Source organism: Methanomicrobiales archaeon (genome assembly GCA_030019205.1).
Classification (GTDB): Archaea; Halobacteriota; Methanomicrobia; order Methanomicrobiales; family JACTUA01; genus JASEFH01.
The window spans coordinates 36,083-54,456 of record JASEFH010000007.1 but is presented as its reverse complement, the minus strand read 5'-3'; the positions used below and the strand labels follow the sequence as shown (position 1 = coordinate 54,456).

Annotated in this window: 16 protein-coding genes; 3 read left to right on the top strand and 13 right to left on the bottom strand. The window is 64.6% G+C overall.

What is annotated here, in order from left to right; genetic code table 11:
- Positions 1-71 precede the first annotated feature (71 nt).
- Positions 72-1,544, bottom strand: coding sequence for an RNB domain-containing ribonuclease (locus tag QMC96_05750; protein ID MDI6876260.1), 1,473 nt, complete (start codon positions 1,542-1,544; stop codon positions 72-74).
- A 707-nt stretch (positions 1,545-2,251) separates the two neighbouring features.
- Between QMC96_05750 and QMC96_05745 the strand changes: the two genes are divergently transcribed.
- A complete protein-coding gene (locus QMC96_05745) occupies positions 2,252-2,941 on the top strand; it encodes an SOS response-associated peptidase (GenBank protein MDI6876259.1) in 690 nt (229 codons plus the stop codon).
- Positions 2,942-3,039: 98 nt separating this feature from the next.
- Here the strand turns inward: QMC96_05745 and QMC96_05740 are convergent, their stop codons facing one another.
- The 4 genes from QMC96_05740 to QMC96_05725 form a co-directional block, all read right to left on the bottom strand.
- On the bottom strand, positions 3,040-4,110 hold the full coding sequence (locus tag QMC96_05740) for a glycosyltransferase family 39 protein (protein MDI6876258.1): 1,071 nt from the start codon (positions 4,108-4,110) through the stop codon (positions 3,040-3,042).
- 301 nt (positions 4,111-4,411) lie between these two features.
- On the bottom strand, positions 4,412-5,839 hold the full coding sequence (locus tag QMC96_05735) for an NEW3 domain-containing protein (protein MDI6876257.1): 1,428 nt from the start codon (positions 5,837-5,839) through the stop codon (positions 4,412-4,414).
- Entirely contained in the window at positions 5,836-6,945 is a 1,110-nt protein-coding gene (locus QMC96_05730) for an ABC transporter permease subunit (protein MDI6876256.1), read from the bottom strand. The genes QMC96_05735 and QMC96_05730 overlap by 4 nt, the downstream gene beginning before the upstream one ends.
- Complete coding sequence (locus QMC96_05725) at positions 6,942-7,853, bottom strand: ABC transporter ATP-binding protein (GenBank protein ID MDI6876255.1); 912 nt, start codon at positions 7,851-7,853, stop codon at positions 6,942-6,944. The genes QMC96_05730 and QMC96_05725 overlap by 4 nt, the downstream gene beginning before the upstream one ends.
- Positions 7,854-8,668: 815 nt before the next feature.
- On the opposite strand from QMC96_05725, the gene QMC96_05720 reads away from it, so the two are divergent.
- Complete coding sequence (locus QMC96_05720; GenBank protein MDI6876254.1) at positions 8,669-9,970, top strand: serpin family protein; 1,302 nt, start codon at positions 8,669-8,671, stop codon at positions 9,968-9,970.
- Positions 9,971-10,210: 240 nt separating this feature from the next.
- Here the strand turns inward: QMC96_05720 and QMC96_05715 are convergent, their stop codons facing one another.
- Positions 10,211-10,375, bottom strand: coding sequence for a hypothetical protein (locus tag QMC96_05715; GenBank protein ID MDI6876253.1), 165 nt, complete (start codon positions 10,373-10,375; stop codon positions 10,211-10,213).
- Positions 10,376-10,622: 247 nt separating this feature from the next.
- On the opposite strand from QMC96_05715, the gene QMC96_05710 reads away from it, so the two are divergent.
- Positions 10,623-11,132, top strand: a complete 510-nt coding sequence (locus QMC96_05710) for a YIP1 family protein (protein MDI6876252.1) — start codon at positions 10,623-10,625, stop codon at positions 11,130-11,132.
- A gap of 176 nt (positions 11,133-11,308) precedes the next feature.
- On the opposite strand, the gene QMC96_05705 is transcribed toward QMC96_05710, so the two are convergent.
- The 7 genes from QMC96_05705 to QMC96_05675 all read right to left on the bottom strand — a co-directional run bounded on the left by QMC96_05705 (position 11,309) and on the right by QMC96_05675 (position 18,206).
- Complete coding sequence (locus QMC96_05705) at positions 11,309-11,968, bottom strand: SdpI family protein (GenBank protein MDI6876251.1); 660 nt, start codon at positions 11,966-11,968, stop codon at positions 11,309-11,311.
- Positions 11,969-12,331: 363 nt separating this feature from the next.
- Positions 12,332-14,542 carry a PAS domain S-box protein gene (locus tag QMC96_05700; GenBank protein ID MDI6876250.1) on the bottom strand — a complete coding sequence of 737 codons (2,211 nt, stop codon included), beginning with the start codon at positions 14,540-14,542 and terminating at the stop codon, positions 12,332-12,334.
- Between the two features lie 25 nt (positions 14,543-14,567).
- Positions 14,568-14,924 (bottom strand): circadian clock KaiB family protein, encoded by a 357-nt coding sequence (locus tag QMC96_05695; GenBank protein MDI6876249.1) that lies wholly within the window; start codon positions 14,922-14,924, stop codon positions 14,568-14,570.
- 18 nt (positions 14,925-14,942) lie between these two features.
- Positions 14,943-15,257: a circadian clock KaiB family protein gene (locus tag QMC96_05690; GenBank protein ID MDI6876248.1), complete on the bottom strand. Its 315-nt coding sequence runs from the start codon at positions 15,255-15,257 to the stop codon at positions 14,943-14,945.
- Positions 15,254-16,921, bottom strand: a complete 1,668-nt coding sequence (kaiC, locus tag QMC96_05685; protein MDI6876247.1) for a circadian clock protein KaiC — start codon at positions 16,919-16,921, stop codon at positions 15,254-15,256. The genes QMC96_05690 and kaiC overlap by 4 nt, the downstream gene beginning before the upstream one ends.
- A 108-nt stretch (positions 16,922-17,029) precedes the next feature.
- Positions 17,030-17,266, bottom strand: a complete 237-nt coding sequence (locus tag QMC96_05680) for an ATP-binding protein (GenBank protein MDI6876246.1) — start codon at positions 17,264-17,266, stop codon at positions 17,030-17,032.
- Positions 17,208-18,206: a PAS domain S-box protein gene (locus QMC96_05675; GenBank protein MDI6876245.1), complete on the bottom strand. Its 999-nt coding sequence runs from the start codon at positions 18,204-18,206 to the stop codon at positions 17,208-17,210. Before QMC96_05675 ends, QMC96_05680 begins: the two co-directional genes overlap by 59 nt.
- Positions 18,207-18,374: the final 168 nt, after the last annotated feature.

Sequence of the window (18,374 nt, the reverse complement as noted above, 5' to 3'; positions counted from 1 at the left end):
GAAACGGTGCGTAGCTCCGGTCTGGCAGCCTGCAGCAAGGCCTGCCTGCCTTCTCCAGCGCGCGATGAGTGTCAGTCCGCCATCCTCCCGGCGCAGGCGAAGTCGATGTGGCCGTTGCAGGGATCCGTTCCGAGCAGGCGGACGCGGACCCTGTCCCCCACCTGCAGCCCGCGCTCGCCCCGCACCACCCTCCCTTCGACGGGCGGCGCGATCAGGCGCACGTATGTCCCCTTCTCGGCTGCGCCGGTGACCAGCCCCTCGAAGACGTCCCCGATGCGGTCCCGGAGGAGCACCGCGGCCGCCGCCTTGCGCACGAACCGCTCGACCTTCTTGGAGGCCTTCTCCCGCCCGGTGAGCCGGGCGGCCTGTTCGGCCAGTTCGCCGGCCGTGTAGGGGAGGGGTGCATCGTCCAGGACCGCCTTGATCAGCCGCTGGTTGATCACGTCCACGTAGCGGCGGTTCGGGGCCGTGGCGTGGGTGTAGTCGGTGACGGCGAGACTGAAGTGGCCCGTCGGGTCCTCGTCGGGCCCGAGGGCCATGTACTCGCCGGGGCCCAGCAGTTTGACGATGGTCAGGGAGAGATCCGGAAACCGTTCGGGATCGGCGTCCCGTCTGTGGTCGAGGAACTTCGCGAGCGCCCGAACGTCCGCTCTCGCGGGAAGCGTCCAGCCGTACTCCGCCGCCTTCTGCACGATCCGCTCCCAGTACCTGGGGGTGCGCACGACCCGCTGGATCATCGGGACGCCGGCAGCCCCCAGGCGGGCGACCATGACGCCGTTCGCGGCGATCATGAACTCCTCGATCAGGTGCCGGGCGGCGTTCTCCCGCTGGATGACGAGGTCCCGCACGCGACCGTCCTCCATCCGCGGTTCGGCCTCGATGGTCTCGAGGTCGAGGGCCCCCTGCTCCATGCGTCGCCGCCGCATGCGGCGGGCGGCCGTATCCTGGAGGAGGAGCTGTTCTGCGAGCCCGGGGATCTCCCGAACGGCGGCGGGCATCGGGCCGGACCCTTCCAGCCAGGCCCCGACCTCCTCGTAGACCAGCTTGGCCTTGTTGTTCACCAGCGCCCGGTAGATGGCGCCGCTGCGGACATCCCCGTTCTGCAGGACTGCGTACTCGATCACGACCGCACTGCGGTCCCGGGCGGGCAGGAGGGAGGAGATGCCTTTACTGAGACGGTCGGGGAGCATGGGGAAGGTCAGGACGCCGGTGTAGACCGAGGTGCCGTTGTGGGCGGCATGGCGGTCCGTCGGGCAGCCCTTCGGTATGAAGAGGTCGACATCGGCGATCGCGACCCTGACAAGGATCTCGCCGTGCGGGCCCGGCTCGCAGTACTCCAGCTGGTCGAGGTCGAGGGAGTCGATGTTGTCGACCGAGGACCAGAGGAGCGAGCGGAGGTCCCGCCCGTGGTTCTGGCTGTTCAGCAACTGCGCATCGAGGGCGCCGACCTCATGGATGACGGGTTCGGGGAACTCGGGCAGGAAGCCGTAGCGGCCCATCGCGTCCCGGGCGATGGCCTCCAGGTCGATATCGTTCGCAGGCATTCTGCAACTGCATAGAGATTCGTCTCCAGGCATAAATACCGCCGCCCATCGGCCCACGGGATCCTCGAAGTCTCTTTGAGTGGAACAGGATATTCCGCGGGGATCGCGGGCGATTGCATAACGGTCCCCAACACGGCAGGGAACCGGCGGCAGGGGGATCCCTCTCGATCCGCTCTTTCCCCGTACGGTGGGCCCGGATATTTGGAGCAGTGTCGTCAGAGAAACGGTAGGGCGGAGGGGATGCATGAGCATTCGGACCCCGGTCGAACTGAAACCCTTCTCCTGGAATGGATGCCCGTCACTCTGGTACAGGCCCTATCGCATGCAGGGGTGGGGGCGATCGGGGGAGAGTCCGTCTCGTGCAGGTCATCCTATCCAGATCGTCATAGTTTAACGGGCTATCGTGATGGCGGGGGGTTGGGGGGAGGGTGCGCCCCCTCCCCCCATCAGTGCGATAGGACTTGTATATGGGAAGCAGGGATCGAAATTTTCTGCAAGAGGCATGACCTGAACCCTTTCCCCGAAGAAAAGGGTTCTTTGCACCATCCCCGGGGCTCTGTCATAACACAGGAGTGAGGATGGCGAATCGGGATGTCCTGCTCTCCATCACATATCGGGGAGTGGAATCCAGAATAAGGAGTTGACGGTGTTCGGTAGACTCTTGAAATCGGGAACCATTAAATTCGTGTACACACCAATGCACCGGCATGTGCGGCAGGTTCGCGATCGCGATCACGGTCGGCATCGAGGATCGGTTCGGGGCGAAGAGACCGCCCTTCGAGATCCGCCCCCGCTACAACATCGCCCCCTCCCAGGACGTCCCCGTCGTTGCCGGCGACCCCGAGAACCCCGCAGAGCGCGAGATCGTCCCGATGCGGTGGGGCCTCATCCCCTCCTGGTCGAAGGACGCCCGCGCCGGCTACCGCATGATCAATGCCCGGGCCGAGACGCTTGCCGACAGACCGGCGTTCCGGTCCCCGCTGAAACGCCGCCGCTGCCTCGTGCCGGTGACCGGATTCTACGAATGGAAACAGGCAGGGTCCCGAAAAGTCCCCTACTACATCGACCGGAAAGACCACTCGCTCTTTGCCTTCGCCGGGCTGTACGACATCTGGAGGGATGCCGGGGGAGAACCGGTAAAGACCTTCACCATCATCACGACGGCTGCAAACGACCTGATCGCACCCATTCACGACCGGATGCCCGTCATCCTCTCCCGGGAGAACGAGGACGCATGGATGCGGGGCGGGACGCTCGAGCCGGACGAACTCGAGCGCCTGCTGGCGCCGTATCCCTCTCACGAACTCGAGGCCTATCCGGTCTCGCCAGCCGTAAATAATCCCGCGAACGAAGGCCCCGACCTGATCGCCCGGGCGCCAGGACTCATTTCCGGATAGCATCGAGCGGGGGTCGGAGCTGCCGAAGAGGGCCAATCCACCTCAGATTATTATTACGAAACTACAATCGGCAATTTTTTCCCCGTATTCTCATCCGTTCACGAGCCGGGGCGTCGATCGGGCGTCCGCCCGAACTCCCGGCAGGCGATGAGCGCCAGGAAGGGGAGCAGGAGGAGCCAGTAGTGGAGGTACTGGCGGACGAGGAGCGTGCCCAGGAAGGCGAGGACGAAGAGCCCCAGCGTCCGCTCTTCAGGAGAGCGGAACCCGCTCTTCACCGCGCTGCCCGCCGCGAAGACGAGCGTCGGCAGCACCATCGCGACGCTGCCGACGAGGTTGGCGGCAAACCCGATCGGGTCGGTCGGGCGGTAGTTGGGGATTCCGGGGACGCCGTCGTCCAGCAGGTAGCCCGGCCCGATCGAGAACGTCCAGTGGAGGGCGGCGGCAGTCGCCTCCATCCCGTAGGCGAGGTAGAGGATGCCGAACGTGCCGACCACGGCGGCGACCGCCGGCAGCACCAGGCGGTGGTACCGTCGCTCCCCCCGCGCATGCATCAGGTAGAGGAGGGGGATCAGGGCGAGGGCGGCATACTGCTTGAACCCGACGGCGAGCCCGACGAAGAGGCCGGCGAGGGCGTAGTTAGACTTACGCGCCGAGATGTAGGCGCAGAGCAGGAAGAGCACGCCGAACTGCTCGGCGAAGAGGAAGTAGCCCTGGACGAAGACCGATGCCACCAGGAAGAGCAGGCCGGAGAAGTATCCCGCGGCGGATCCGTAGTCCTCCCTCCCGATCCGCCAGATCAGGAGGGCGGACGCCACGTTGAGACCGGCCATGACGGGGATGTCGATGGAGCCCGCCGGTGCTATGAGATCCATGAGCGCCACGGCGAAGTAGAGCAGAGGGGGTTTGGGATCGACGTAGTCGACGTAGGGCGCGAGCCCCGCGATGATCGCCTCGGCCATGGAGTGGAACCGCGCCGCGTCGAACGAGGCCCAGGGGCTGTCCGCGAGGTGCAGGGTGAGGATCAGGTAGGCGATAATGGCGGCGACGAGGACGTAGGTCCCGCAGACGACCGCCGTCTCGGCCTTCTTCCCCTGCAGGCGGCTCCAGCCCTCCCGAAGAACTGATAGCGGGGCACTGCGGTTGAGGTCGCGTGATCTATCCGGCTGCATCTCTGGCTCCAGGACTGCTCTCCAATCTGCAGGATCGCACCGGCATCTCAACTCTTACGACGGGTCTCTCTCGGGGGATCGTTTTCGACCGGCCCGTGCCGATGATTCCCGGCACGGCGACTGCCGCCGGAACACGGGGCCTGCAGCGGTCGGGGTGCCAGGGTCCTGCCCCATGGGATCTGTCGCCCATCCCTCACAAGACTGCCGATCCGGACGGGCGCATCGCAACCGCCGCCCGCCGGTCGGGCCGGGAAAGAGGTGTGGTATCGGCATCCTCGGGCAGGGGCCTCTGGCGCTCCCCTCACCGCCGCCCGTACTTCTTGAAGACGTACCACAGTCCCCCGATCACCGCACCCAGGATCAGGATGCCGTAGATCGCGATGTTGCTGTTCTCCTTCACCACGATCCGGAACTCGTCCGCCTTCTCCGCCTGCTCGCTCCTCACCTTCACGGCCACCTTGTACTCGCCGGCAACGATATCGGCCGGGGGCACCAGCTGGATGGAGAACGTCCTCCGCTGGTCCGGCTCGAGGCTGGCGACGGACTCCGGGCTGATGCTCGCCCGCCACCCCTGCGGGGCGCTCACCTCGGCGCTGACGTTTGTCAGGGCGCCGCCCGTCCCGGCGTTCGTGACCGTGACGTCGAAGGAGACGGTGCTTCCCCGCTCCAGCTCGTAGCGGTATCCGCGGGAGGAGAGCTGCATCTCCAGGCTCCCCCGCACCTTCAGGGTCAGGTTCTGCCCGTAGTCCTGCGTGGAGGAGTGCGCGACGCCGGTGAAGTTGTACTCCCCGGTTGCGACGCCGTAGGGCGGGATGAACTCGAGGTAGAGCGTCTTCTCCTCGCCGGACTTCAAGAAGATCTCGGAGAGCCCCCCGGTCTCCCCGGCGCTCTCCTTGTAGCCCGCATACCAGCCGTCGGGAAGCCCCTCGACACCCAGGCGGTAGGTGTCGTCGGTCTTCCCGATGTTGCGGATGCGGAACTCGAAGAGCGGGCGGCTCCCGACCATGACGGTCTTCAGGGGGGACTTGGCCACGAACTCGGCGGCGTACATCTCCCTATCGAGGGCGATCAGCCCGAGATCCGTCGTCTTGCCGACGCGGATCTCGACGTCCTTATCCTCCCAGCTGCGGTAGCCCGCCTGCTCGATGGCCACGCGGTAGACTCCCTTGGGCAGGTCGATGCTGATCTTGCCCTCCGCCGTCGTCCGCATCTGGTCCACGATCGTGGTGCCGCGGTAAGCGGTGACCATGGCACCCTTGACGGCTCCGCCCTCCTTGTCCACGACCGTGAAGGCGAGCGTCCCCTTCTCGCCGCTGTGGGTCTCGTCGATCTTCACGTACAGCCAGAGGCTGTCGTCGCCCACCTTCACGAGCACCCGGTACTCTCCGATCCCGGCATCCCCGGGTGTTCCGACCTCCAGCGTCACGGTGCGGGACGCCCCCTCGGGCAGCAGCACCTTGTAGACCTCCTGGCTGCCGTCCTTGAAGGCGAACTCCCAGTCCGTCGACCTCGAGTAGACCTGGTGGATCAGGTTGTAGGTGGCGGTCGGGCCGCGGTTTAAGATGGTGATCTCGAACGTGGCGGTATCCCCGGCGTCCACCACCTGGCCGGGGAAGTCGCAGCGCAGTTCGACCCGCTGCTCGATCGTCTGGGCGAGCGCCGGTGCGGCGAGGAGGGCGGTCAGGAGGACGAGGGCCAGCAGGCCCCGGGAAACGCGTGCTGCCGTCATCGTACATCCATCCGCATGAACTTCACGTAGGCGACGCCGAAGAAGACGACCGGGAAGACGAAGAGCGCCGCGATGTTCTTCCACAGTTTCCCGAGCACCTCCATCAGGTCAGGTTCGCTCTCCCCGCCGGGCATGGGGGCGGGCAGGATGGTGGCGCCGTCCATGTAGGTGATGTAGCGCGGGTTCATGATCGCCATCGCGATCGTCATGTAGTTCACCTGGGGTGAGACCAGGTTGACCGCATCGGAGATCGCCCTCCGCTTCTCCCAGTAGGCCCGCATCTCCTCCTCGTAGCGCTGCCATTCGCCCTTGTCTTCGATGATAGTCTCCACCTTCTCGACGACGGTCGAACTCGCCGCACCCTGGCCGGCATACACGACCCGCTCCATGGGGATTGGCATGGGATAGGGCGTATCCGGCGGCTCTGGCGGGTCTCCGACGATCACCGTGGTGAGGGTGCCCCCGACCAGGCTCATCAGGACCGCGAGCGTGAAGAAGATCACCAGGGAGTAGATCAGGGCGTTCCCGCTCTCGCTCGAGACCGTGGACATCAGCAGCGCCACGGCGAAGAACGAGAGGAGGTAGACGACGGATACCGCCCCCAGTAGGGCGATCGCCGAGAGTTCGCCGATGCCGGGGACGATGCTGAAGATGAGCAGCACCGCCAGGGAGACGAGGAACCCGGCGCCCATGGCGAACGCCAGGGCGAGCACTCCCCCGAGCGCCTTGCCGTTGACGATCTCGTCGCGGTAGACCGGATGCGAGAGGAGGGATTTGAGCGACCGCGTCTCCTTCTCCCGCGAGATGAGATCGAACCCCATCGCGATGCCCAGGATCGCCCCGAGGGTCCCGATCTCGCTCGCCATGAACATGAAGACGTTCAGGACGGACGGCCTCTCGGGCATCCAGCCGATATCCTCCCCGGCGGGCAGCCGGGCCATCTGCTCGGCGTAGGACTCCAGCTGCTGGTTGTAGTTCTGGATGCCCTGGTAGAGCCCCATCGTGGAGATGATCAGAAAGAGGCCGAGGATGACCAGGAACCGGCGGCTGGTCAGGTGGTCGGCGAACTCTTTCCTCGCGACGTTGAAGAGACCGGCGACAGTCATGATTCACCCCGGTAGACGGACAGGAAGACCTCTTCCAGACTTGGCCGCACCCGTTTCAGCTCCCGGATCCGCGCGCCGCTCTCGTGGAGCGACGCGGCGACGGCGTCCCGGATGTCCGAGCGGGACTCGATCACGGCCCAGTGCCCGTCGTACTCCGCGTTCAGGATGTCCGCGTGGGCGATCTCGGGGATCGGGCCGGCGGTCTCGACGTAGATCTTCACGCTCTCGGTGCCAGAGCGATCGAGCGCGGTCTTGACCTCCTCGAGCGTGCCCTGCGCGATCAGTCTCCCCTTCCGCAGGATCCCGATGGTGGTGCAGACCTGCGTCACCTCCGAGAGGATGTGGGAGGAGACGAAGATCGTCTTCCCCTCGCGGGAGAGGCGGTGGACCAGGTCGCGGTACTCCGCGATCGCCTCGGGGTCGAGGTTCGCCGTCGGCTCGTCTAAAAAGAGGACCAGGGGGTCGTTGAGCAGCGCCTGGGCGAGACCGAGCCGCTGCTTCATCCCGCGGGAGTACTCCCCGGCCTTCTGGGTTACGCCGTCAAGGTGGACGAGCTCCAGAAGTTCGCGGATCCGCTTCTTCCGCTCCCCGGCGTCCATGCGGTAGAAGCGGGCGAAGTAGTCCAGGTTCTGCTCGGCGGTCATGTTGCCATAGAACCCGACGTCCTCAGGCAGATAGCCGACGATCTCCTTCACCTGGATGGGATTTGTGGCGACCTCGATGCCGTTGATGTGGCAGCTCCCCTCGGTGGGCTCGATCATGCCGACGAGCATCAGGATCGTCGTGCTCTTCCCGGCCCCGTTGGGGCCCAGGAAGCCGAAGATCTCGCCTTTCGCCACCTCGAGGTTCAGGGCGTCGACGGCTCTCTTCCCGTTGTAAACCTTCGTGAGATTCTGCGTCTGTATCAATTCAACACACCTTTTATAGAATTCCCGCGGCAGAGCGGCCGTAGCGGCGAAGTGTCCGCTCTCCGCCTGCGCACCCGCACCGCGGGGAAGATCCCGGAGGATGCAGGCGGGATGCGATACCGGTTATTTCGGCAGGTATCCTTAAGTACCTTCTTTAGACTTCGAATATTTTCGAAGTTACGCGGAGATCGACCGCTCCGATGGCGAAGAACGGCGGAGTTCCGCTGGAAGGCGACAATTTTTCCGTCGATCGGGCCTGCGGGCGGGCATGCGGCCGGCCCCCCTGCAGGTGAACGGTCAACGCCATGGCATATACCATTTCTGTCGCAATCGTATACACGTCGTGGGCGTGCCCGCCGCTCCCGTTCTGGCGAACGGCAGGATTCCACACGGCGGCGTCGAGTGTGGATCGCGCCCGGGGCAATCCCGCGCAGGATATGCCGGAAGAAAAGGATGGCGATGTGCCGGCAGGGACGGGATATCCGGGGAGCGGCAGAATTTTGCCGTCGTACCAACGGGGAGAACTTCTGCCAACTCCGGGGTGGCGGTACCTATGGCGTATTTCCCGGGTCCCGCCGCACATTGTACAGAGCCTCTCTGCCGGGCCTCGCACGTTCTTCCCGTTCAGGCACTCGCGTTCTCGCGGGCACCCCCCTCCGTCGCGGCGGACGCGGCCTGCCGGCGTGCAGGCATCCGGGCCGGATCGACGGGTATGAGACCGGGGCCCGCAGAGCCGAACACCTGCTCCCGTGCCCGATAGGTTCGAAAATAGTCGGAGTTAATGCTTTAAATTATCCGGGTGCCAATACCCGGCCATGCAGAAGACGATCCGTGGAACTCTGGTCCTGGTGTCCGTCGTCGCCCTCGGCATCCTCCTGGCGGGGTGCCTGGGTGCAACGGACACGACATCGGTCCAGCCGGGATCATCCGGAGGGCAGGCGAACGCCACCCCGACCGATGCCGGCGGCGTGGTGGCGGGGAACAATCGCTTCGCCGTCGACCTCTACCGGGAACTGGCAGACGATCCGCGGTATGCGGACGGCAACATCTTCTTCTCGCCCTTCAGCCTCTCGTCGGCCCTGGCGATCACCCTCGAGGGCGCCCGCGGCGAGACGGCGGAGGAGATCCGGGCGGTGTTTGGCTTTCCGGAGAATGAAACTATTCGAAGGGAGGGTTTCGCGGCGATCTACGCAGGTATCAACAGCGGCGATCGCAACTACACCCTGCGCACGGCGAACGCCCTCTGGGCGGAAGAGACGTATCCGTTCCTGCCCGGCTACATCGATATCGCCGGTCGCTACTACGCGGCAAACGTCACCAACCTCGACTTCATAAACGCGCCCGAACCCTCGCGCATCGCGATCAACGCCTGGGTGGAGGAGCAGACCGAGGAGCGGATCCGGGACCTGCTGCCGGCGGGCTCGATCGATCCGCTGACGCGGCTCGTCATCACGAACGCGATCTACTTCGAGGGCACCTGGGTCAAGCAGTTCGACACGAACAGCACCCGGGAGGAGGAGTTCCGTACCGCCTCCGGTGCTGCCGTGTGGATCCCGATGATGCAGAGGACCGACGAGGAGGCGATCTACAACTACACGGAGACCGACGCCCTGCAGGTGCTCGAGATGCCCTATGTCCGCGATGGAGGACGGGCGCTGTCCATGCTCGTCCTCCTGCCGAGAGAGGATAACCTGACGGCGGCGGAGGCGGCGCTCGACGCGGAGAATCTGTCGGCACTGCGGCAGTCGCTCGTATCGCGGCGCGTCGACGTCTTCTTCCCGAAGTTCCGGCTCGAGACGGAGTACCGCCTGCCCGGAACGCTCGCGGCAATGGGGATGCCGACGGCGTTCGCCCCCGGCGCGGCGGACTTCTCGGGGATGGACGGCACGAAGGACCTGTATATCAGCGACGTCGTGCACAAGGCGTTCGTCGACGTGAACGAGGAGGGCACCGAGGCGGCGGCGGCGACGGGCGTGGTCATGCGGGTGCTGATGGCCCCCTCCCCCGAAGAGCAGATACCGGTCTTCCGCGCCGACCATCCGTTCCTGTTCCTGATCCAGGAGAACGAGAGCGGCGCCATCCTGTTCATCGGGCGGGTTGCAGACCCGGGCAGCTGATCCCCGGGGCACATCCTGCCGAGGGATATTTTTACCCCTCGGGACGGCCGCCACCCGGTGAGAGGCCGTGGCGGTTAGCGGTATGAGTGCGTCAGCCGGGGTCGGCGGTATTCTATCCCGGGATCTGCGGCACATTCCTGCTGTGACCCGGGACGATCGGGCCTGCACTCTCTCGGAGAGGAGTGTTCGGGTATCCCCCCTCGAATCCGCTTCAAACGCCGGGGCTCCGTTCTGCAATCTCTACGCTGCATCCGGTATTCCAAGGAGCGTGAGCCCGGTGTATCCGATGATATACCAGATCAGGAACCCGACGACGACCGAGACCAGGTTGAAGCCGTTGAGAACTCCGAGGAATATCGTCATGAAGAACGCGAAACCGCCCGCCAGGTTCTCTCGAGCACCCATATTCTCACCGTCGAAGGGGAATGTACAGGAATCGGCGGGCTATCGTATATAGATGCCTATGACCCGGGGATAGCCGCGGTTCCGGAGCATTCTCTCGCTTCGCATTGCGGGATTGGGGAGATCGGGGCCCGATCTGCCCCTCACCCGTATAGTTCGCGGTCTGGCAGGGATGGCAGGGCGTATCACGGATCCCGACGGCAAAATCGCAAGGGGTATATGAGAGCGGCCTGAAGATCGTATCGATCGCATGGCCAGCTCTTTTGTAAAAGATATACAGAACTTCATCCTCTCGCCGGTCGCCGCGTTCCGCTCGTCGAGGCAGTCGAGCATCGCTCGGGCCTTCCTGTACTATGCCGTCCTCCTCGTCCTCCACGCCGCTGCCTCCTTTCTCCTGGTGATGGCGACCCTGCGGAGGGTGGATGCGGGCCTCTCGGGAGCCTTCTATGGTCCCATCATGAGCGGGCTCGCCATCCTGGCCCTCGGGGGGCTGGTGCTCCAGATCGGGGTCATGCTCCTCGGCGGGCGGCGGGGCCTCGCCCCGACCTGTAAAGCGGCGATGTACGCCGCCACGCCCTGGCTCCTGTTCGGCTGGTTCCCGATGGTCGGGCCGATCCCCGTGCTCTGGTCGCTCGGGCTGCTGGCGATCGGGATCCGCGAGCTGCAGGGGATCTCCCTGGCACGGTCCGCCGGCGTGGTGCTGTTCGCGGTGGTCGTGGGATTCGTGACACTGCTGATCTCCCTGTCGAGAATCGTGTAAAGAGCACGCATTCTCTTCCAAGGACAGCGGGGCTGCCACGTGCCCCCTCGCCCGGGCGTGCTTCCCCGGGGCGCCAGCGCCTCTGTCCGGCCATGCATCCCGATCGCGATGGCGGTGATACCCTTCCAGCCCCTCCCATCGGACGCCGCGGGATCCGGGGAACGTCAGGACGGCAATCATCCCTCGCCGCCCGTGCCCCGCTTCCCGCCCAGCCTCTGGAACTCGCGGTACGAGTACACGACGGTACATAGGGCGACCGTCCCTACAGGGACCAGAATGAACCAGATCGCGAGGTCCGGAAAGAGGAGCCCGCCCAGGGCGAGGAGTGCCGCAGCCCTGAAGAGCCTGGCCCCCAGGCGGTGTGTCTTCTTCCAGACCGCCTCGCTGCTGAGCGTCCAGGGGGTGCGGATCCCGACGAACCAGTTCTGCTCCGCGTGCTCGATCAGGTAGCTGAGGTAGGCGAAGAGGATGCTGATGGGAAGCGGTATCACCCGGTTCGGGTTGATCGCGATCCCGAGGTTCCAGAGAATGATCTGGAGCTGGACGACGGCCATGAAGCCGGCGAAGACGAGGATGAAACCCTCGTAGTAGTCATGGAATCGGGCATAGTTCTCCCTGAGGGGGTCGATGCGGGGTATGACCGCAAAGAGTGCTGTCAGCCCGAACATCAGGAAGGGCAGCAGGAAGAGCCCCCAGAGTCTTGGCATGGTGCCATCCGCCTCCCCGGCCGCGTTCCAGTGGGAGACGATGGGGTCCGGGACGTATGGATAGGAGAGGATCGTCCCTGCAAGGGTGAGGAGCAGGACTCCGATGATGGCGATCCGTACCGCTCTCATGTATATGTACATGGGGAGGAACGGGATATGAGGGTTCTGCCGTCTCCGTATGCCGGCACGAGCCCGCGAAGACGCATCCGGGACCGATACGGCATGACCGCGAGCTGCTGGCGACATCGAAGCCTGCTGGACCGCTGTGCGCACGGGAAGAGAACAGGATCGCCGGCGGTCCCATCGAGAGTGCGCCAGGAACAGGACGCGATGCGGAGGGCTCCCTGCTCGGGCTCAGGAGCCGCATCTCCGCGAGCATGTCAGAAGGCTGAAAGGCTCTCCCGGCGCGCCGATCCTCCCGATGGTTTTGGTCTTCTGCGGGCGGTTAGACGGAATCGCCGCCGAAATTATCGGCAGATAAAGCATCTTTTCTCATTCCTCCCCTCCCGAGGAGAACTCTGGAGGTGCCGGCAGGGTGAAGTGGAAGGTGGAGCCCTTCCCCGGCTCGGACTCGACCCAGATCCGCCCGCCGTGCCGCTCCACGATCCGCTTCACGATGGCGAGCCCGATCCCCGTCCCCGAGTACTTCTCCCGCCCGTGGAGACGCTGGAAGATGACGAAGATGCGGTCGAAGTACTGCGGCTCGATCCCGATCCCGTTGTCGGCGACGGAGAACTGCACGTAGCCGTTGCGGCGCTCCGCCGAGACATGGACCTTCGGCGGCTCGTCCTCGCGGCGGTACTTCACCGCGTTGCTGATCAGGTTCTGGAAGACCTGCACCAGCTGCTGGGCGTCCGCCTCCACCATGGGAAGGGGATCGTACGTGACCGTCGCCCCCGCCTCCTCCAGGATGCCGTCGAGGGCGAGCAGGGCCTGCGCGAGCACCACTTCGGGGCGGATGGGCAGCGGGGCGTGCACCTGGCTGCTCACCCGGGAGTAGTTGAGCAGATCGGTGATCAGGGCCTGCATCCGTTTGCCGGCGTCCACGATGTAGTCGATATACTCGCTCGCGTCGGTATCCAGACGGTCGCGGTAGCGCCGCTCCAGCAGCTGGGTGAAGGTCACGATCGTCCGCAGGGGCTCCTGCAGATCGTGGCTGGAGACGTAGGCGAACCGCTCCAGGTCCTCGTTGGACCGCTTCAGGCGCACCGCGTACTGCTTCAGGGCCTCTTCCGCCCGCAGGCGCTCGGTGTCCTCGATGATGTAGCCCTTGGTCTGGACCAGGCTCCCGCCCTCATCGAAGATCCCGACGATGTTCTCGACGACATGGATGCGGGTCCCGTCGTGCCGCTTACGGAACCGTTCGACATTCTCGAGCCTTTTTTCCCGCCGCAGGCGCCCCAGGATCTCCTCGCGCTCCCGGGGGTAGATGTAGGTCTCCAGGATATTGGCAGACGCAGCCTCCTCAACAGAGCCAAATCCAAACATCTTCGCAAATACAGGGTTGCAGTCCAGGATCCGCCCGTCGAGGTCGCAGATGAAGTCCGCGGTGATGTCGTCGTCGAAGAGGCTGCGGTACTTCGCCTCGCTCCTCCGCAGCGACTCTTCTGCCCGCTTGCGATCGGTGATGTCCCGCAGCATCCAGCGGAGGGATTGGACGGCGAGTTCCTCCCCGAATATCGGGGATACGCTCGCGGATACGCAGACACTCTCTCTCTGGAGCGGGCGGAGATCCAGTTCGAAGTCCTGCTGGCGTTCTCCGATCAGAGCACTGCCCAACCGGGCCTTGAACTCCTCTCTGCTCTCCTCTGCGACGAATTGGATGAGGTTGCGGCCATCCAGGCTCTCCTTATGGAGCGAGAAGAGTGCTGCCGCCGCGTTGTTCGCCTCCAGGATCGTGCCGCTGCGGTCCGTCACCAGGTAACCCTCCGGGGCGGCATCGAAGAGGTCGTAGTAGCGCCGCCGCTCCTCTTCAGCCGCTTTCCGCGCGGCGTTCAGCTTGGCGTTCTGCCGGTCTAATGTGGCATTGATCTGCAGCAACTCGTCGTTTGCGATCCTGAGCTCCTCATTCACCGTCGCCAGTTCCCCGGTCGTCGCCTGGAGCCGGGCATTGGCCTGTGCCAGTTCGGCGGTCCGCGCTCTCACGCGGTCTTCGAGTTCGTCGCGGGCCTTCCGCAGTGCCGCCTCCGCCCGCTTCTGCGCGGTCAGATCCAGCATGACGGCGGAGAAGACCGTCGTTTCGTCACCCTGCAGGCGGTTGATGGAGATGTATACGGGAATCCGGCACCCGTCGCGCACCTGGAGATGGATTTCGGCATCGCTCCCGCCGTCCTGCATCAGCAGCTCATCGAACCGTTCGCGATCCGCGGGCGAGATGAACGACCGGATGGAATGCCCGATCAGGTGCTCCAGCGGGATCTGGAGCAAGCCGGCGAGGCTGGCGTTGCCGTAGAAAATCGTCCCGTCTTCGGAGAGGAGCGCCGATCCTTCGCGCATCTGCTCGATGATCTGGCGGTAAGCCCGATCGGCGCCCTCGAGCGTGTAGGTCTTCGCTCCCGTATCGGTGGAGATGACGAACGCGTCGACCTCACCGCGCCGTATCGCACCCAAGAGTTCTTCGGCTTCGCGGAGGCGGGATGAGAGATTCTCGATCGTGAAGAGGAGCTCCTTCTCCCGCGCGTCAAAGGGGGTCTCTTTCACCATCGTCCCATCCGAAATCTGTGCAGTGTCACTCCTTCACCCGCAGGTCCAGCCCGAGAAGGACCCGTTCCGTATCCGACATGTCCCCGATCAGCCTGCGGAGCGGCAGGGGGAGCTGGCGGATCAGTGTGGGCGCCGCCAGCACCTGGGCTTCCCGCGCCCGCTCGGGCTGCTGGTAGATGTCGATCACCTCGAGGTCGTAGCAGCCCTCAAGGTGCTCCTCGCAGATCCGCTTGATGTTCTCGATGGCGGCACGCGAGCGGGGGGTCATGCCGGTGACGTAGAGCCGCAGGATGTACCGCGTGCCCGTTCGGCTCTGCACCGCCTGATCGAAGGCATCGGCGATCGATGGCTGCGCAGGATCTGGTTCGTCTCTCCTGTCCATGCTGGCACGCTCCTGTGCTCACCGCGCCGGCTTGATGTCCAGGCCCACGAGAACCTTCTCCGTATTCGAGAGGTCGCCGATGATCTTGCGCAGGGGCGGCGGGAGCTGGCGCACCAGCGTGGGAACAGCCAGGATCTGGTCGCCCCGGGCGAGCTGGGGGTGCTCCAGCAGATCGACCACCTCGATGCGGTAGCGCCCGGCGAGGTGCTCCTCGCAGATCTTCTTCAGGTTGGCAAAGGCAGCGAGCGACTTCGGCGTCTGGCCAGCGACATAGAGCCGCAGGACCCAGATTTCCCCCGTCTCATCCGCCTCGCGGCTCATGGCATCTGTCATCGGTCCTTCTCCATGACATCTCCGCCCGTATGTGCGTTTCTGTCATCTCCGGCATCGGTCTTCCCTGTCGAGCCGATGCGCCGATCCGGCAGGATCTGCCGTTGCACGCCCGCCTCGCGGGGGGCGATTGGCGTCCCCATCGACTCCCGCTCCCGGGTCCCGATCCTCTCCCTCCGCACAACCGGCTCGTGGCGGGCGCGGTCCAGGACTGTTCCGCCCGGGCCGCCGGGGCAGGTATCCTCGATGACGATGCCGCCGTCCGTGATCCGGTACTCCCGGATCTGGTTCGAGTGGGCCATCCCCCGCGACTTCAGGATGAACATCCCGCGGTTGTGCTCCCCCCCGCACTCGATGTCCCGGAGATGGATCAGGGTGTCGATGATGGAGGAGACGGCGAGATCGCTCGGCTGCAGCGCTTCGCGGGTGTGGATCAGGTGCGTGAAGAACGCGGTGATCTGCTGCATCTTCAGGTAGTCGACCAGGCGTACGAGCATCATCTTGACGTCCTTCGTGGAACCGACAGCGATGAGGTCGGAGAGCGGATCCACGATCACCGCCTGCGGCCGCACCTCCCGGATCTCCTTGAGCATCAGCACCAGGTGCATCTCCAGGCCGAACAGCGTCGGGCGGGACGAGTGGATCCGCAGGAGACCGCTCTCCAGGTGCGGCGTCAGGTCGATCCCGATGGACTGCACATTGCGTATGATCTGGTCGGGCGACTCCTCGAAAGAGAAGAACAGGCACCGCTCCCCCCGCCGGCAGGCGGCGTCGGCGAAGGCAGCCGCAAAACTGGTCTTGCCGGTGCCGGGGGTTCCTGCGAGCAGGATGGTGGACCCTCGGTAGAACCCCCGTCCTTCGAGCATCGTATCGAGGCGCTCGATGCCGCTCGATACCCTATCCTTCGTGACCGTGTAGGCGAGCCCGACGGAGGTGATGGGCAGCACCGAGATCCCGCCCTCGTCGATCAGGAACGGGTATTCGTTGGTGCCGTGAGTCGAGCCCCGGTACTTCACCACCCGCAGGCGGCGCGTGGAGATCTGATCCTCGACGCGGTGGTCGAGCACAATGACGCAGTCGGAGATGTACTCCTCGAGGCCGTGGCGGGTCAGGGCCCCCTCGCCGCTCTCGCCGGTGACGATCGCGGTGACACCCTTCTCTTTCAACCAGAAGAACAGGCGGCGGAGCTCCGCCCGCAGGATGCCGGCATTGGTGAGGCCGGAGAAGAGCGACTCGATGGTGTCCAGCACCACGCGCTTTGCCCCGATGCTGTCGATGGCGTGGTTGAGGCGGATGAACAGGCCTTCCAGATCGAACTCGCCGGTCTCGATGATGTCGTTTCGGGTCACGTCCATATGATCGATGGCAATCTGGTTCTTCTCCATGAGCGCCGTCAGATCGTAGCCGAGCGACGCGAAATTCTGGACGAGGTCCCTCTCCGTCTCCTCGAAGGAGATAAAGACGCCCGGCTCATGGTACTCCAGAGCGCCGCGCAGCAGAAATTCCATCCCGAGCAGGGTCTTGCCGGACCCGGCCTTCCCGACGACGAGGGAGACCCGCCCTTTCGGGAGCCCTCCATCCGTGATCTCGTCCAGGCCCTGGATCCCGCTCGGGCTTTTTTGCAGCTCTGCATGCAGGGACTGACCGATCTTTCTTCTCTGGAGCATGGTTATCAGCGATATTCATGCATGGTCGCCCGGATGGCATAAAAGTACCCACACCCGCAGGACTGCAGCATGGGAGCACGGAACGCCGTTTCCCTGCCATACTCCCTTTCAGCGCTGGTGCGTCACTGCGGGCAGGGTGAGGTGGAAGACCGATCCCTTCCCCGGCTCCGATTCCACCCAGATCCGTCCGCCGTGCCGCTCCACGATCCGCTTGCAGATGGCGAGCCCGATGCCGGTGCCGGGGTACTGCTCCATGGTGTGCAGCCGCTGGAACATGACAAAGATCTTATCCCTGTATCCGGGATCGATCCCGATGCCGTTGTCCCGCACGGAAAACTGAACCATCGCCCCCGGAGGGTCGCACGGAGATGTGGATCTCCGGCCGTTCGTCCTCCCTCCGGAACTTGATGGCATTGTCGATCAGGTTCTGGAAGAGACGCACCAGCTGGGAGTTGTCTGCCATCACCCTCGGGAGCGGATCGTGCGTGATGCAGGCCCCCTGATCCTCGATGGTCTGGTTCAGGTTGTCAAGCGCGTGCCGCAGGGCACTCTCGCTCTCCGTGGGTTCGAGGGGTTTTCCCTGCGTGGACACCCGCGAGTACTCCAGGAGGTCGTTCACCAGCGCCTGCATCCGCATCCCGCCGTCGACGATGAACTGCAGGAACTCGTCGGCGTCCGGATCGAGCCTCCCCTGGTACCGCCGTGCGATGAGCTGAGCATAGCTGGTAATGGCCCGGATCGGCTCCTGCAGGTCGTGGGAGGCCACGTAGGCAAACCGCTCCAGCTCCTGGTTGCTCTGGCGCAGCGCAGCAGCGATCTCTTCCAGCCTTCTCTCCTGCTCCTTCCGCTCGACGATCTCCCTCGAAAGCCTCTCGTTCGCGGCAACGAGGCCGGCGGTTCGCTCCTGGACAAGGTTTTCCAGGTAGACCCGGATCTGCTGCAGCTCCTCCTCCGCTATTTTGCGATCGGTGATATCGCGCAGTACGCCCTTGATGCCGGTGACAGCACCCGACTCATCGGTGCAGACCGAACTGTATTCCTCAATCCACCAGACCGCCCCCGATCGGTCGCGGAACCGGAACTGGGTGGGGAACTCTTCGGCGGTGAGCATTGTCCGTTCGAAATCGGCCAGGACCCTCTCACGGTCTTCCTCAAGAATGAACTCCCCGATGTGGCGGTTCACGATCTCCTCCGGGGTGTAGCCGTATCGCCTGACCTGGGGGCTGATGTAGGTGATGTAGCCCTGCCTATCGATGGCGATAAAGACGTCCTTTACCCTCTCCATGAAAGAGCAGAGTATATGCAGGTTATTCCCGTTGCGGTTCATCGTCTCTCGTCCCCGCTTCCGGGTTTCCGATGACCCTCATCCCCACCGCACCCTGATGCGGAGACAGCAACCTCCAGCCATCGGGGCTGATCCCCATATCATCCTTTAAAAGTATTTAATCGTGTG